Consider the following 16,616-nt stretch of genomic DNA (forward strand, 5'->3'; position numbering starts at 1 on the left):
ACAATCCGCTCAGTTTTATGTAATGAAATGAATAGGAAATGCTTTGACCTCGTCACAGCCCAATCAACACAAGTCAATGAACGCTAGCAGCAACAGTGCGGCATCTCTGCGCAATGCATTGAAAGAATGCATGATGCGTGATCGTTTTCGTCTGAGTAAACGCATCTCTGGTGCGAGCAAAATAAAAAATGAGCAAGCCAAACATGCCGTTTTTGATCAAATTGCGCTCGATATTGCTCAGTCAATGATGGTGGCGCAGCAGCGTCTCAACAGCCGCGTTACCATCGACTACCCTGATTTATTGCCCGTAAGCCAAAAACGCGATGATATCGCCAAAGCGATTGCTGAAAACCAAGTGGTAATTGTGGCGGGTGAAACAGGGTCAGGCAAAACGACTCAGTTACCCAAAATTTGCGCAGAACTTGGGCGCGGTAAATATGGCCTGATTGGCCATACGCAACCACGTCGCCTTGCTGCGCGTTCGGTCGCGAGCCGAATAGCGCAAGAGATGGAAACAGAACTGGGTGGCTTTGTTGGCTATAAAGTTCGTTTTAACGATCAAATTTCCGAGCAGACTCAGATCAAATTGATGACTGACGGGATATTGTTGGCCGAAATCCAGCATGATCGTTTTCTCAATCAGTACGACACCATCATTATCGATGAAGCGCATGAGCGCAGCTTAAATATCGATTTTATCTTAGGTTATTTGAAAGAACTGCTGCCGCGTCGTCCGGATCTCAAAGTCATCATTACTTCGGCCACCATCGATCCTGAACGCTTCTCTAACCATTTTAGTGGCGCGCCTATCATTGAAGTGTCGGGTCGTACTTATCCGGTCGATACGCGTTATCGACCACTGCTTGGTGAAGAGGACGCAGACCGCGATCAACTTGAAGGTATTTTTGAAGCCGTCGATGAACTCTGTGCTGAAGGACTTGGCGATATTCTGATCTTCATGAATGGTGAACGAGAAATTCGTGATACGGCCGATGCGCTCAGTAAACGTAACTTACGTGATACTGAAATTGTGCCGCTTTATGCACGATTATCCGCCGGTGAGCAGAATAAAATCTTTCAGCCCCATATAGGGCGGCGCATTGTTTTAGCCACCAACGTGGCAGAAACATCCCTTACCGTTCCGGGGATCAAATATGTCATTGACCCAGGTACGGCGCGTATCAGCCGTTATAGCTACCGCACCAAAGTCCAACGTTTGCCGATTGAACCAATTTCTCAAGCGAGTGCAAATCAGCGTAAAGGACGTTGTGGCCGTGTTGAAGAAGGGATCTGCATACGCCTCTATTCCGAAGAGGATTTTCTTTCACGCCCAGAATTTACCGATCCGGAAATACTGCGTACCAACTTAGCCTCGGTTATTTTACAAATGACCGCACTTGGGCTGGGTGATATTGAAGCATTCCCATTTGTGGAAGCGCCGGATAAACGCAACATTCAAGATGGTGTGCGTTTGCTTGAAGAGCTTGGTGCGATTGTTCCTGATACCAATAAACACGGTCACGACAGCAAAAAGCAGTTGACGGATATGGGGCGCAAATTAGCACGCTTGCCGATTGATCCCCGTTTGGCGCGTATGGTGCTCGAAGCGCCAAAGCTTGGCTGCGTAAAAGAGCTGATGGTGATTGCCGCTGCACTTTCGATTCAAGACCCACGTGAACGCCCATCAGATAAACAACAAGCCTCAGATGAGAAACATCGCCGATTTTTTGATGAAGAGTCCGATTTCCTGAGCCTAGTGAATTTGTGGAACCACATTCAAACTGAGCAAAAAGCGTTAAGCAGCAGCCAATTTCGTAAGCAGTGTAAACAAGATTACCTCAATTATTTGCGGGTACGCGAATGGCAGGATGTCTACTTCCAAATTCACCAATCGATGCGTGAAATGGATTACAAATTGAACGACGAACCGGGCAATTACCAAAGTATCCACAGTGCAATTTTGGTTGGTTTACTGTCGCACATCGGTATCAAAGACCAAGAGAAAAATGAATACCAAGGGGCTCGTAACGCCCGCTTTAATATCTTTCCCGCTTCTGGTCTGTTTAAAAAGCAGCCCAAGTGGGTGATGGTCGCCGAATTGGTGGAAACCTCTAAACTGTGGGGGCGTATTGCAGCTAAAATCCAGCCTGAATGGGTGGAACCGCTGGCACAGCATTTGATCAAGCGTAGCTACAGCGAACCGCATTGGTCAAAAAAACAAGCCGCCGTCATGGCCTATGAAAAAGTGATGTTATATGGCATTCCTATTGTGCCTAAACGTTTGATTAACTACAGCACCATTGACGAGCCACTATGTCGTGAGATTTTCATTCGCAGTGCATTAGTTGAAGGTGATTGGGAAACCAAACATGCGTTTTTCAAGCAAAACCGTCGCTTATTACTTGAAGTCGAGGAGCTTGAGCATAAATCTCGCCGCCGCGATATTTTGATTGATGATGAACAGCTTTTCGAGTTCTACGATCAGCGAGTCGCAACTGATGTGGTCTCTGGGCGTCATTTTGATGCGTGGTGGCGAAAAGCCAGCAAAGCCACCCCAGATCTACTCAACTTTGAAAAAGAGATGCTATTTAAAGGTGATGCTAGCCACATCACTGATTTAGATTATCCCAACTTTTGGCATCAAAACGGTATTAAGCTGAAGCTCAGCTATCAATTTGAACCTGGCGTGGATAGTGACGGTGTCACGGTGCATTTACCATTGCCGATCCTAAATCAAATTGAGCCGACAGGGTTTGATTGGCAGATCCCCGGGTTACGTCATGAATTGGTTGTCAGCCTCATCAAGTCTTTGCCTAAAACACTGCGCAAAAACTTTGTACCGGCACCTAACTATGCGGATGCGTTTTTAGCTCGTGTCACACCGATGGAATTGCCTTTATTGGATGCGATGGAAAAAGAGTTAAGACGCATGACGGGCGTCGAGGTGAAGCGTGAAGATTGGAAGTTAGAGCAAGTTCCGGATCATTTAAAAATCACTTTTCGCGCGGTGGATCATAAAAATCGCAAACTCAACGAGCATAAAGATTTATATCAGCTGAAAGAGAGTTTGAAAGAGAAAGTACAAGAAACACTCTCTCAAGTGGCAGACGATGATATTGAACAGCAAGGTTTGCATACGTGGAGCTTTGGTGAATTACCGAAAGTGTACCAACAAAAGCGCGGCGGTTTCGAGGTTAAAGCCTATCCAGCGTTAGTGGATAGTAAAGAAAGTGTTGAAATTAAGCTTTTTGAGACTGAGCAAGAACAACTCAATGCAATGAAAGCAGGGCAAAGGCGTCTGATTTTGCTGAACGTTCCTTCACCGATTAAATATCTGCACACCAATTTACCGAACAAGTCAAAATTGGGGCTCTACTTTAACCCGTATGGCAAAGTATTGGACCTGATTGATGACTGTATTGCTTGTGGGATTGATAAGTTAATTGAGCAGCAAGGCGGTTTAGTGTGGGAGCCGGAGCAGTTTGAGGCACTGAAAGAGTTTGTGCGCGCTGAATTGGGCGATACTGTGGTCGATATCGCCCAACAAGTGGAGACGATTCTTACCACGGCATTCAACATTAATAAAAAGCTGAAAGGGAAAATCGATTTTACGATGGCTTTTGCGTTATCGGATATCAAAGCGCAGATCGAAGGTTTGATCTTTAAAGGCTTTGCCACCGAATGCGGCTGGAAGCGTTTGCCGGATATTCTGCGTTACATGCGCGCGATTGAACGTCGGATGGAGAAGTTACCCATTGATCCAAATAAGGATCGTTTGCACATGTTGAAAATTGAAGCGGTAACTAATGATTACAAAGCGCTACTAAACAAGATACCTCGTGGTGCAGAAGTACCTGAAAATGTTAAAGAGATCCGTTGGATGATTGAAGAGCTTCGCGTGAGTTTATTTGCTCAGCAACTTGGCACTCCTTATCCAGTTTCAGATAAACGTATAAAAAATGCGATTGATGCTTGTTAGGTATAAGATTTGCATCTAACCAACAGTTCACTATAATTTGACGCTATGTGGCAATCGGTCGCCGTTTTGAGGCCACTGCCAAATTAAATAAAGAAGGTTCATCATGAAAAAGACTTTAATCGCACTGGCGCTGATCAGTACATCTTCAATGGCGTTTGCTGACTCTTGGATTTATGGCGGCGCATCGGTAGGCCAATCGGATTTGAATGGTAAAAGCGGTACTTCGTACAACATTCATGCCGGTACTGGTATTCTTCCTCTGATTGGTCTCGAAGCGGGTTACACCGACCATGGCAAATTTGAAGTCACTGCCACGAATGAAATCGCGGCCTCTTCTGTTTATTTTGCGGTAAAACCAAGCATTGATTTTGGCCCTCTGCATGTGTATGCCAAGGGTGGTTTGCATTCTTGGGATAAAAAATTAAACAGCAATAAAATAGATGATGGTTTTGACATCATGTACGGTGTAGGCGCTGAATACTTCCTGATGGGGCCCATTTCAGTTGGTGCAAGTTACATGAATTACACTCTGGGCGATGACGATATTGGTACGGTTTCATTCAACGCGACCTTCCACTTTCTTTAATCTAGTCACTCAATCGCTTTCAACCACTTCTTGCTCGTTAGTAGCAAGAAGTGGTTTTTTATTTGAGCAGTATGGTGTGGTGTACATTCTCAAGTACGCCAGTAACTGAAAGCAAAGCGCGACCAGTGATTGATGATGTAGTCAATAAATGCCTGAGTTCGCTCAGGAAGAAAACGTCTCTGAGGGTGCAGCAAATAAACATCCGCTCCTTCAATCTGCCAGTTAGGCAATAATGGCACTAATCGTTTCTCCTCTAACTCCTTATCAATTAATCCTTTAGGTAACCTTGCAATACCCATATTCATGAATGTGGCTTGCAAAATCGTATCAATTTCCTCAGAGCTAATACGTGCCTGAGGGATAAATTGAAAACGTTCTTTGCTTTGCTGATGTTCAAATATCCACGCTTGTTTGGTATTTAAAGTGAGTAGTGGCAGAGAAAGTAATTGCTCTGGATGTTTTAGCAGCAAAGAGGCCGAGTAGTCAGGGCTTGTGCACAACACGGAAGGGTTATTAGCTAGTTTGCGCGCAACCCAATCGGATTGAGGTTGTGGACCAAAACGTAGCGCTATATCAAGGTCGTGCTGGGTATGATAATCCAGCCCTGCACCGACTTGAATACGAATGTTGACTTTAGGATGTTGCTGACAAAATTCCAGTGCTAATGGACTTAGCTGATGCCGAATGGGTAGGATTGGCGCGTTAATGACGATCTCGCCTCTAAACTCTTGTTTGGCTTTTAAAGCTTGTGCTTGTTTATCTTCTATTTGGCTAAATAGGTTGGCATAGGTTTCAAACAAATGCTCGCCTTCTTTCGTTAGTACCACTTCTTTACTGTTTCTGATCAGTAGAATGCTGCCAATATCTTGCTCCAACTGCTGAATTCTGCGGCTCAACGTGCTGGTGGACAAGGCTTTTTGTTTTGCTGCCAGCGTAAAATTGCCACATTTCACTACCGTTAAAAAGAGTGATAAATCATCAAGTTTCATCATTAATCCCATTTATGCAATAAGCCATCCCATTCTATCCTATTTTAGGATGTGCACTATTACGTTATCGTGTCGGTCGCGCATTCTAATCAAGTTCATATGAGGGGCACATGCCTACCGATTCAACTTATTCGGCTAATCCGAAAATTATTTTTGCCAGCGTTGCTTTAGTCATCGCTTTAGGCTCGCTTGAAAAAAGCATCGTTACCACACCATTGGCTCTTATTGGGCAAGATCTCTCGGCAGGACAAGCATTAACATGGGTGATTACTGCTTATCTATTAGCATCGACCGCTGTATTGCCCGTCTACGGTAAACTGAGCGACTTGTTCGGACGAGTTCGGATGCTAAATGTCAGTATCGTGATCTTTATGTTGGGTTCCGCGCTGTGTACCTTTGCTTTTGATCTACCCAGTTTAATTGGTGCTCGTGTGATTCAAGGGATTGGCGGTGGAGGCTTAATAGCTCTGGCATTTACCGTTATCGCCGATTCAATTCCTGCGCGCGAAGTGGGCAAGTACCAAGGTTATATTTCAGCGGTTTATGCGGTGTCCAGTATTGCAGGGCCACTGCTTGGCGGCTATTTTGCTGACTACCTCAGTTGGCGGTGGGTATTCGGTATTAATTTACCGTTAGGGTTGGTGGCACTTTACATGGTTAACCGCTATTTGAAGCATCTCAATAAACGCAGAGATAGTCGCTTTGATTGGGTGGGAGCAGCGTTACTCATGAGTGCGACGACTTTGCTGCTGTTATTACTTTCTTCACATTCATTTATCCCTACTGGCTGGGGTGCGTTTGTATTACTGGCGTGTTTAGTTGCTTTGGTGGTTGTTGAACGCAGAGTGAGTGATCCTATTTTACCGGCGCGTTTAGCACGTCTTCCGAATTATCTGACCGCGATTGTTCTTATTATGGGATCGCAAATGCTGATGTTTGCGCTTTTGGTCTATTTACCACTGCAGTTTCAATGGCAAAAAGGACTCACTCCGTCAGAAAGCGGTGCCATTATGGTGATCTTCATGGTCTGTATTACCTCTGGCGCTTATGTGGGTGGGAAGCTCATCGCGAAGTTTGGTCGTTATAAGATGTTAGTGATCGTCGGTTTTGCTTTGGCTATGGCTGCATTGTGGCAAGTTCACTACGATATGTGGGTGAAATTTGCATTGGGTTTTGCGGGTATAGGTATTGGTTTAACCTTACCGGCCTTAGGCGTTGTTGTACAAAGTGTCTTACCCGCACGTGATCGCGGCATTGGCATGTCACTATTTAATTTTGGACGAGAACTCGGCGGTGCACTCGGTGTTGCGTTCTGTTCCGCGCTCTTTTATCTGAGAGTGCCAAGCGAAGTCATGGTTGCTGAACACAGTGCCGAGCAGGCCGGCGTTTCCACTCAGGTATTATCACAAGGTTTTAGCTTGGTTTATATTGGCATGAGCGTGCTAGCGTTACTGGCGATGTTACTGACAGTATGGCGCTTGCGTAAAGATGCATTGATGAAAAGTTCATCATGAATTCCTGCGTGTTATTGAGCGTTAACTAAGTGTAAAAAAAGCAGCGATTTAAGCTGCTTTTTAAGTTTGGCGCTAAAGGTATCTATGCTTTAGGTGGTCTTGGAAATATTGAGCGTTAAGCACATCCCCAGTCGCTTGTTTCACCAATTCATCGGTTGTTAATAAGCTACCTTTCCGCCAAATATTATCGGCAAGCCAAGTAAATATTGGTGATAAATCACCACTGCGAATGGCGGCATCCACATCCACCGTTTTCTTCATTGCTGCCATAAACTGCGCAGCGTACATCGCGCCAAGTGTATAACTTGGAAAATATCCGAAAGCGCCATCTGTCCAGTGGATGTCTTGCATACAGCCGTTTTGGTCATTTCCTTGGGTAGAAAGGCCGAGGTAAGCCTGCATTTTGTGATCCCATAGCTCAGGCACATCGGTATGTTTGATATGACCATTGATCAAATCACGTTCAATTTCATAACGTAAAATGACGTGCGCTGGATAAGTCAACTCGTCGGCATCGACACGAATAAAGCCTTTTTCAGCGCGAGTGTAGATCTTCTGGAAATTCGCTTGTGCAAATACTTTATCTTCACTACCTGAAAAATAGCGGGCGGCTAGGGTGGCTAAGTGCTCAATAAAGGTTTCACTGCGCCCCATCTGCATTTCAAAGAAGAGCGATTGAGATTCATGAATACCCATCGAACGCGCTTCTCCTGCTGGTGTACCAGCAAGATGTTTAGGCAAGCCTTGCTCGTAACGTGCGTGGCCCGTTTCATGGACAATGCCCATTAGAGACTGAATAAACTCCGACTCATTATAACGAGTGGTGATCCGAACATCGGTTGGAACACCGCCGCAAAAAGGGTGAACGCTTTCATCAAGGCGACCGTGTTCAAAATCAAACTGAAGCAGTTTCATGACTTCTAAGCCTAGCGCCTTTTGCTTTTCAGCAGGGTAATGGCCAGTCGGTATGATTATCTCTTCGGCGCGTTGCTTCTCTATGACTTGATCGATTAACGTTGGCAGCCAAGTTTTAACATCGCTGAAAACAGCGTCCAATGATTGAGTGGTTGTACCCGGTTCGTAAAGATCGAGCATCGCATCATAAGGCGTTAAACCTGTAGCATCAGCGCGGATCTGCGCTTCTTGCTGTGAGAGTGTGACCACCTCAGCCCAGTTTTTCTCAAAACCGACCCAATCATTGTTTTTGCGTTGGGTACGCCAAGCATGTTCACACTTTGAACCAGCAAGAGATTTCGCTTGCACCAAAGCTTCAGGCAGTACGTTTGCCTGCTGCCAGTGGCGTTTAAGTTCACGCAGAGTTGCTTTTTGCTCATCGTCCAATGGCTCATTTTGTGCTTTATCAAACCATTCAGCCAATTGAGGTTGAGTATGTAAACTATGAATATGAACGGACAATTGCGCCATCGCTTCCGAGCGAGCTTGAGCGCCGCCAGCAGGCATTACTGCGGCTTGATCCCAGCCACAAATAGCCGCTAAATGATTGAAATGTGAAATTTTCTTAGAGTGTTGAACTAATTGATTGAATGCATCCATGGAATTAGCCTTCCGTGACGTAAAAGAGAAGTAAGTGTAGCAACCATTAAGTGTCTAACCAAGGCTATCCAAGTCAATCAAGGTGAAAGAGCGTGACCCAAACCAACAAAGCTGAGGGGATTTCATTATTTTCTTATCCAGTGAAAACTGTTAAAGACTTTATAAAAGAGCTCAGGTATAAAAAGGCAAACGATGACATTTCTTTTATACAAGGACGGGTATGTATATCCAAAACGTTGAAGCCTTTCTGATCGCAATTACTATATTAACGCTAACTCCGGGGCTAGATACGGCACTGGTGATTCGTAACACATCACGAGCTGGGTTCACTGACGGCAGCATAACAAGTTTGGGTATTTGCATGGGGCTATTTGTGCATGCGACCTTTTCCGCCGTCGGTATTTCGGCGATTTTGGCACAATCGGCCGAGCTGTTTCATGTGGTTAAAATGATTGGTGCGGCGTATTTAATTTGGCTGGGACTATCCAGCTTAAAAGCGTTGCTGAAAAATAGCCAAGGTATGCAGGTTACGGCGATTTCACACAGTGAATTTACGCTGAAGCGGTCATTGCGTGAAGGCTTTCTTTCCAATGTGTTGAACCCTAAAACGGCAGTATTTTATCTCGCATTTTTGCCGCAATTTATTAACCCAGAATATTCTCCGTTGTTGCAATCACTTTTGATGGCTGCCATTCATTTTGTTATCGCTATGTGTTGGCAGTGCGGTTTAGCGGGCGCATTAAGCTTTGCAAAAAACTTACTCAAGAATGCGTCGTTTATGAAATGGATGGAAGGGACAACAGGCGTGGTTCTAGTTGCTCTGGGTCTAAAATTAATGCTTGAGAAAAGATAATTTAATCAATTAGTTGTAGGAGTTTTCTGAACAAAGCTAGAATGACATTTTTTTGAAGTTACTGCTTTAAATTTACGATATAAAACCTTGCATGGATTACGAGACATCACGTGTTGAGGGTAATTTGAATATATTGGTTATTTGTGCAGTTATCTTAGTGTGTTTTTTGTTGTTTCTGGAAGGATTAGCCTTGGGATACGGTGTTCCTACCTCGATAATCATTTTAGCTGTTTTAAACTTATCGTATTCTTGTTTGGATAAACAGATTAAAAAGCGGAAAAGACAGGCTTCAAACCGCAGGTAGGCGATTTAATGCCTACCTGCGATGTGGTTACTCAGTATTGAGTTTGAGGATTACGCGCCAAAGGCGCTGACTGTTTTTCAAAAAATAGCTTGGTCTCTTCAAGCACAATATGACGTAATGCGATTAATCCGATCAGATTAGGGATAGCCATTAAACCGTTAACGATATCAGCAATAATCCAAATCATATCAAGGTGCAAGAACGCACCTGATGCCACCAAACCGATAAAAATCAGCTTATAAGGCATTACTGCTTTGGTACCAAACAAAAATACCACGCAGCGCTCACCGTAATAGTTCCAGCCTAAAATCGTCGTAAAAGCAAAAAACATCAAACCAATGGAGACCATCATCGGGCCCAAGGTTTCCGCATTTAAGCCCACGGCAAATGCATAGGTTGTCATAGCGGCACCAGAAAAATCACTTTGCCATGCGCCAGTTAAGATCAGCGCAAGCCCGGTCATGGTGCAAATAATGATGGTGTCAAAGAAAGTACCAGTCATTGAAATCAACCCTTGTTTTACGCAAGAGTCAGTTTTCGCTGCCGCCGCGGCCATTGGCGCGCTGCCAAGACCAGATTCATTAGAAAATACACCGCGCGCAATCCCTGATTGAATCGCTAGCATGATGCTCGCTCCTAAGAAACCACCAGTAGCGGCTGTGGAAGTGAAGGCAGAAGTAATAACTAAACTGATGGCCGTGAGTAATTGATCGCTGTTGCTGATGATCACACTCAAACACGCAAGGATGTAAAAAAGGGCCATGGCAGGTACCACTTTCCCAGCCACTTTAGCAATTGATTGAATACCACCGACCGTGACAAATGCGACTAACAGCGTTAGAACCACTGCTGATATTTCGCGTGACACACCAAAAGAGATTTCAGTAGCATCTAAAATCGCGTTGACTTGTGGGAATGTACCAATGCCGAAACAAGCGACGCCGATGGCAAATAGGGCGAATAAAACCGCCAAAGTTCGCGAGCCCACGCCATATTGCAGGTAATACATCGGGCCACCAACCATTTGGCCTTTGTCATCCACTTGACGATACTTTACTGCCAGTAAACATTCAGCGTATTTGGTCGCCATACCAAACAGCGCGGCTAACCACATCCAAAATAGCGCGCCCGGCCCACCGAGCTTAATCGCTGTCGCTACGCCAACGATATTACCGGTTCCAATCGTCGCGGAAAGTGCGGTACATAAGGCGGAAAAGCTTGATACATCGCCTTGTTTACCGGCGTCTTTGTCTTTACTAAACACCATCTTAAGTGCGGTAGGTAAATGTCGAAATTGGATAAGACCGAGACGAAACGTAAAATAGATGCCTGTACCGACCAATAAAATTAAAAGTGGTGGTCCCCAGACAAAGTTGTCTATAGATTCAAGAATAGATTGCAGGTTGTTCATTAGTTCCCCTTAATAAAACGACAGTTAAGGAGAAGAGGGAAAGGGCAGTAATCTGAAAAGATCCCACAAAAAGATCACAGCAGGCCAGTGGTGAAGAAACCACACCTATTTATGATTGTAACTTTCCACTCCTCTGTCCTTTTGCCTGAGAGTTTCACCCCAAATAGGGTTTGCTCCTTCGGCGACCGATTAAACGGTTCTCTCCAGAGGTTCCTCCAACTACAGTCCTCGCCAGCTCTCATAAGAGAGAGCATTAGCACCTGAAAGATTTACTTCTTCGGCGAGCCTGTTTACTCATACTTTGAATAAACTAAGGCTACTCTCCTGCAGTCTTCATCGGAACTGATGATAAGTGCGCTTACCATCAAGGCGAGATATGTTACATAAAGCGTTTTTCAAGACAAGAAAAATTGTGCTTTTGATCTCAATTTGCTGCCGTTTGGTGGTTTGTTAACCATTTATAGACGTAAACGTAGGATGAGGGGTGAAAACTTTACGCTTGTTGTCGATTGTTCTACTTTTTTCTGACTTATCGCGTGTTATAAATGATATACACTACGTGAGAGGATAGGCTAATGACACGACTCATCACCATTATTTTATTGATCGCCATTGCTTTTATTTTTATTCGTTATCGTACCAACGAAAAGTTGCAAAAAGGTGTGGTGGTTTCTTTACTCACTGCTTTTGTCATTTATGCTGCCTCAATTGTGATTACTGAATTAACTCGCTGAGATAGATAGGAGCGAAAGAGTGAACAAACAGACGGACATTGATGCACAAGACGATGTCGTAGTGATTGAAGAACGAGACAAACGCACCTACGTCTACATCGCGTTAGCAGGGGTGTTGGGGTTAGCATTAGGTGGCTTAATCGGTTCAAGTATCACCACGAATAACTGGCAAAAAACATACCATCAGCTAGAAGAAAAATATGAACAGCTCACCCAAGATAAAAGCCAATTAGCTGAAAAAGTGCAATTAAAAGTCGCCAGTGTCGACGCTGAAGTAGCAAATAAACTTCAACAAGCATTAGAAGAGCAACAAAAGCAGTATCAACAAGAGCTGGATCAAGCGCAAAGCCAATACCAAGCGTTAATGGCAGAAAATAAAGCGCTGCAAGCGAAACTCAATACACAGGAAAATGCACTAGCGCAAGTTGAGAACAAAAATTCTAAATTAAATCGGCAAGCCGATATGCAGGCAACGATTTTTGAACGTTCACGCGAACTGTTCCAACGAGAATTGAAAATTAAGCAAGAGTTAGAAGCGCTGCAAAAAGAGAAAGAAACTTTAGTACCGAAGCTCAAAACGCTCAAAACCGATTGTGATGTCTACTTAGAAGGTAAGTCGTGGGATGCAAAATCAGACGCATGTGATAAGCAAGATGAAGCGAATTCAAGAATTAGCCAAATCGATCAGATGATCCAAGTTCACCGCATGGATTTAGAACAAATCAAAGCGTTAACGGAAAATATAGGCTTATAATTTATACAAATCCCACCAATGTTTCTTTAGCAGGCCTCGCGAAAATGAGGCCTGTTTTATCGTAAGGCTTATTCGGTCAAATACGTTGTTAGGAATTCTGCAATCTTCACCATATCACTGATCGCAATATACTCTTCGGTGGTGTGAACTTTCGCCATGCCCGTTGACAAATTGACGGTCACTAATCCTTTTTCGTTAAAGTTGTTTGCATCACTGCCTCCACCAGTACGTTTGGTTTTTGGTGCAATCCCAACCGATTCAAAGCTCTTTTTGATCGCAGCGATATGCGGATGCTCTTCATCCAATACAAAGGCGTTGTAAGCACGAGTAGATTCAATCTCAACCTGCGCGCCATGCTTGTTCGCCGCGGCCTGAAAGGTTGACACCATATGTTCAACTTGTAGGCTCAACTTATCATCATTCAATGAGCGGGCTTCAGCGACAATTCTAAGATCAGGCATGACGATATTCGTTGCGCCACCGCCATGAACAAGGCCGATATTCGCCGTGGTTTCCTCATCAATACGCAGCAATTTCATTTGGGTAATCGCATCGGCTGCGACGGCGATAGCGCTAATACCTTCTTCAGGAGCAAGGCCTGCGTGTGCGGGTTTGCCTTTGATATTAACGATGATTTTTTGCTGTCCTGGGGCGGCTTTAACGATGGTTCCTATTGGACCACCAGTGTCGAGTACAATCGCCTTAGCCGATTGAATATGAGACATATCAAAGTGTTTGGAGCCTTGTAGCCCGCCTTCTTCATGGACGGTGAATGCAATTTCAATGGTTTTATGAGGTTGTTTTTGCGCTTTAATCGTTCGGATCGCCTCCATAATGGCCGCAATACCCGATTTGTCATCGCCGCCCAAAATGGTTTCACCGTTAGAGCGAATGACGCCATTTTCAATGACGGGTGTGATACCAATCCCCGGTTTGACGGTATCCATGTGACAGCTCAGTACGATACTGTCATCGAGTTGTCCTGCTAGGCGAGCATAAAGGTTAAAGCCATTGGAAACATGTTCAGGTACGGGCAGTTTTTGGACTGAAAAACCAAGCTCACCCAATTGTTCAGACAGCGTTTCTGCAATCTGTTTTTCGTTACCCGATTCGCTGTCAATTTGAATTAGTTGTAGAAAGTGCTCAACCAAGCGCTGTTCATTTATCATGGTCATTTTGTTATCTCGTAGGAAACAGAAGCCATACCATATCGCGTGTGGATGACGCGATGTTCTGCGATAAATCAAAGAAGCACGACAAAACAACCGAATTTTTCGCTTACATATAGCCAATGACTATTATTTTTAACTTAATGATTCACCTGTGTTGGCCTAATGTTTTGTTCGTGTAGCTCGGCATATAAAAATCATGTGTGCCTAACACCTCGCCCGATTGTGTGTTTTTCGCCAGAGGTAGCGTCGGCTTTTAATAAATGTAGCTAAAATGTTACGCCGTGCTATTTATCTTACTGAGCAACTGGTTATGATTGACTTGTGATTAACGTGGTCAATTAAGAAAAAGTTATTAATATTCAGTTAAATAAAAACAATTTATCTCTGTAAAATTCGCTAATTTACTATCCTACTGCTCATTAATAGATTTGTGTAACATTTTCATTACATTGACACTATTTGTTCTCTGCTAAACCGTTTTTCGTTATAGGGTTCATTTTTGCTGAAAATTACGCCATGTTCGCAATACTCAACACAAGCGTTAACAAAAAAGGAGCGCGAGATGACCTCAACATTTAACCCATTGGGAACAGACGGTTTTGAATTTGTGGAGTACACCGCGGCTGATCCCGCTGGAATCGCGCAGTTAAAAGAGCTGTTTACTTCTCTTGGCTTTGCTGAGATAGCCAAGCACCGCTCAAAAGAGGCGTGGTTATATCGTCAAGGGGATATCAATTTTATCGTTAACTCTCAACCCCATAGCCAAGCTGCAGCGTTTGCCAAAGTACATGGACCTTCAGTGTGTGGGATGGCGTTTCGCGTTCATGATGCATCTGTCGCCATGCAGCATGTGCAGGCAAATGGCGGGCGAGAATACAAAACACAAATTGGCCCAATGGAGCTGAGTATTCCCGCGATTTATGGAATTGGCGATAGCTTGCTTTATTTTGTCGATCGTTATGGTAGCCAGAGCATTTATGATGTGGATTTCAAGTTCTATGCCGATGCCAATCAACGAATGACTCACGCCAATGTTGGTCTGTTCGAAATTGACCACTTAACGCATAACGTCAAACAAGGCCACATGGACGTTTGGTCTGGCTTTTATGAGCGGATCGGTAACTTCCGTGAAATTCGCTATTTTGATATTGAAGGGAAGCTAACTGGGTTAGTTAGCCGCGCAATGACAGCGCCTTGCGGCAAAATTCGCATCCCAATCAATGAATCGTCTGACGATAAATCACAAATAGAAGAGTTTATTCGTGAATACAATGGTGAGGGGATCCAACACATCGCTTTATCCACTGATGATATCTATCAGACGGTACGTACTCTGCGCGAACGAGGGATGGATTTCATGCCGACACCGGATACTTACTACGAAAAAGTCAGTGATCGAGTTGAAGGGCATCAAGAAGATGTTGATCAGTTAAAAGCGCTGCGGATCCTGATTGATGGCGCACCGATGAAAGATGGAATTTTGCTGCAAATATTTACTCAAACCGTCATTGGCCCAGTCTTTTTTGAGATCATTCAACGTAAAGGTAATGAAGGGTTCGGGGAAGGTAATTTCAAAGCGTTATTTGAGTCGATTGAAGAAGATCAAATTCGGCGAGGAGTACTCAGCGATGCATAAATGGATCACATTTCCTCATCGGGAAGGGGTATGTTCAAACCAAGCTCATGCCGACTTCCCGCAAGAGGCTATCTATGAAAGAGAAGCAGGGCGCAGTGGTTTTTTTGGCCCTGCGGCCCATTTCCATCACCAACATGCACCGACTGGGTGGAGTGAATGGCAAGGTGAGTTAAGGCCGAGAGCCTTTAATTTTAATTTGATCGAGCAAGCCAAGCAAAGTTCACCATGGAGCGTGCCGCATCTATTGCATAATGCACAATGTAAAGTCCGAGTATGGAAGCTGGCTCAAGCGATGGATCATTTAGTGCGTAACGCCGATGGGGATGAGTTACTTTTTATTCATCAAGGAAGCGCTGATTTTTATTGCGATTACGGGCATTTGAGCGTTTCACAAGGGGATTATGTGTTGATCCCGCGCTCAACCAATTGGCGGCTTGAGCCAAGTGAGCCGATGTTCATTCTAATGATAGAGAATACGGATGCGGCGTATGCTTTGCCAGAAAAAGGGCTAATAGGGAACCACGCCATATTCGATCCTGCGGTTTTGCAAGTCCCGTCGATTAATCCAGAGTTTAAAGCGCAGTATTCAGAAAAGACCACCCAAGTTCATTTAAAACGTCATGAGAAAATCAGCGTCATTACTTATCCATTTAACCCATTGGATGCAGTAGGTTGGCACGGTGATCTTTCTGTGGTGAAACTCAACTGGCGAGACATTCGGCCGTTGATGTCGCATCGCTATCATTTGCCGCCCTCTGCTCACACAACCTTTGTTGGCCAAGGTTTTGTGGTCTGCACCTTTGTGCCTCGGCCGATTGAGAGTGACCCCGGCGCTTTAAAGGTTCCGTTTTATCATAACAATGATGATTACGATGAAGTGCTCTTCTACCATGCGGGTGATTTCTTTAGCCGCGATAATATTGAAGCTGGCATGGTCACTTTTCATCCTGCCGGGTTTACCCATGGCCCACATCCGAAAGCGTTCCAAGCTGGGCAAGAGCATAAGAAAAAATTTACCGATGAAGTGGCTGTGATGATTGATACGCGGCATGCATTACACTTTAGTGAGGCGGCGCAGCAGGTTGAAAATCAACAGTACGTCTACAGTTGGAAGAGCGAATAAGGAAGTG

Annotated in this window: 12 protein-coding genes and 1 riboswitch; of the genes, 8 read left to right on the plus strand and 4 right to left on the minus strand. The window is 44.4% G+C overall.

The window, feature by feature from the left end; translation table 11 throughout:
* The first annotated feature begins 43 nt into the window (after positions 1 to 43).
* Together hrpA and AACV12_RS12195 are read left to right on the plus strand one after the other, a co-directional pair.
* Positions 44 to 3,979, plus strand: a complete 3,936-nt coding sequence (hrpA, locus tag AACV12_RS12190) for an ATP-dependent RNA helicase HrpA (RefSeq protein WP_094150916.1) — start codon at positions 44 to 46, stop codon at positions 3,977 to 3,979.
* Positions 3,980 to 4,082: 103 nt separating this feature from the next.
* Positions 4,083 to 4,565, plus strand: a complete 483-nt coding sequence (locus tag AACV12_RS12195; RefSeq protein WP_017044743.1) for a porin family protein — start codon at positions 4,083 to 4,085, stop codon at positions 4,563 to 4,565.
* An 89-nt stretch (positions 4,566 to 4,654) separates the two neighbouring features.
* Here AACV12_RS12195 and AACV12_RS12200 read toward each other — a convergent pair whose 3' ends face one another.
* Complete coding sequence (locus AACV12_RS12200; RefSeq protein ID WP_013856811.1) at positions 4,655 to 5,566, minus strand: LysR family transcriptional regulator; 912 nt, start codon at positions 5,564 to 5,566, stop codon at positions 4,655 to 4,657.
* Positions 5,567 to 5,664: 98 nt separating this feature from the next.
* On the opposite strand from AACV12_RS12200, the gene AACV12_RS12205 reads away from it, so the two are divergent.
* Positions 5,665 to 7,068 carry an MDR family MFS transporter gene (locus AACV12_RS12205; protein WP_094163960.1) on the plus strand — a complete coding sequence of 468 codons (1,404 nt, stop codon included), beginning with the start codon at positions 5,665 to 5,667 and terminating at the stop codon, positions 7,066 to 7,068.
* A 72-nt stretch (positions 7,069 to 7,140) separates the two neighbouring features.
* Here the strand turns inward: AACV12_RS12205 and AACV12_RS12210 are convergent, their stop codons facing one another.
* The gene (locus tag AACV12_RS12210; RefSeq protein WP_170900393.1) at positions 7,141 to 8,622 is read right to left on the minus strand and encodes a carboxypeptidase M32; all 1,482 of its coding nucleotides are present in this window, start codon (positions 8,620 to 8,622) and stop codon (positions 7,141 to 7,143) included.
* A gap of 220 nt (positions 8,623 to 8,842) precedes the next feature.
* Between AACV12_RS12210 and AACV12_RS12215 the strand changes: the two genes are divergently transcribed.
* On the plus strand, positions 8,843 to 9,475 hold the full coding sequence (locus tag AACV12_RS12215; RefSeq protein ID WP_013856840.1) for a LysE family translocator: 633 nt from the start codon (positions 8,843 to 8,845) through the stop codon (positions 9,473 to 9,475).
* A 335-nt stretch (positions 9,476 to 9,810) separates the two neighbouring features.
* Here the strand turns inward: AACV12_RS12215 and AACV12_RS12220 are convergent, their stop codons facing one another.
* On the minus strand, positions 9,811 to 11,190 hold the full coding sequence (locus AACV12_RS12220; RefSeq protein ID WP_170900394.1) for an alanine/glycine:cation symporter family protein: 1,380 nt from the start codon (positions 11,188 to 11,190) through the stop codon (positions 9,811 to 9,813).
* Between the two features lie 123 nt (positions 11,191 to 11,313).
* Positions 11,314 to 11,407, minus strand: a riboswitch (glycine riboswitch).
* Positions 11,408 to 11,765: 358 nt separating this feature from the next.
* On the opposite strand from AACV12_RS12220, the gene AACV12_RS12225 reads away from it, so the two are divergent.
* On the plus strand, positions 11,766 to 11,924 hold the full coding sequence (locus AACV12_RS12225; RefSeq protein WP_010319274.1) for a hypothetical protein: 159 nt from the start codon (positions 11,766 to 11,768) through the stop codon (positions 11,922 to 11,924).
* A gap of 19 nt (positions 11,925 to 11,943) precedes the next feature.
* Positions 11,944 to 12,678, plus strand: a complete 735-nt coding sequence (locus tag AACV12_RS12230; RefSeq protein ID WP_013856842.1) for a hypothetical protein — start codon at positions 11,944 to 11,946, stop codon at positions 12,676 to 12,678.
* Positions 12,679 to 12,746: 68 nt separating this feature from the next.
* Here the strand turns inward: AACV12_RS12230 and AACV12_RS12235 are convergent, their stop codons facing one another.
* Positions 12,747 to 13,853 carry a M20/M25/M40 family metallo-hydrolase gene (locus AACV12_RS12235; RefSeq protein ID WP_026028716.1) on the minus strand — a complete coding sequence of 369 codons (1,107 nt, stop codon included), beginning with the start codon at positions 13,851 to 13,853 and terminating at the stop codon, positions 12,747 to 12,749.
* A 559-nt stretch (positions 13,854 to 14,412) separates the two neighbouring features.
* On the opposite strand from AACV12_RS12235, the gene hppD reads away from it, so the two are divergent.
* On the plus strand, positions 14,413 to 15,486 hold the full coding sequence (hppD, locus tag AACV12_RS12240; protein WP_017042492.1) for a 4-hydroxyphenylpyruvate dioxygenase: 1,074 nt from the start codon (positions 14,413 to 14,415) through the stop codon (positions 15,484 to 15,486).
* Positions 15,479 to 16,609: a homogentisate 1,2-dioxygenase gene (locus AACV12_RS12245; RefSeq protein WP_170900395.1), complete on the plus strand. Its 1,131-nt coding sequence runs from the start codon at positions 15,479 to 15,481 to the stop codon at positions 16,607 to 16,609. Before hppD ends, AACV12_RS12245 begins: the two co-directional genes overlap by 8 nt.
* Positions 16,610 to 16,616: the final 7 nt, after the last annotated feature.

This window comes from Vibrio sp. 2-2(8) (genome assembly GCF_963888495.1).
In the GTDB taxonomy this organism is placed as follows: domain Bacteria; phylum Pseudomonadota; class Gammaproteobacteria; order Enterobacterales; family Vibrionaceae; genus Vibrio; species Vibrio anguillarum.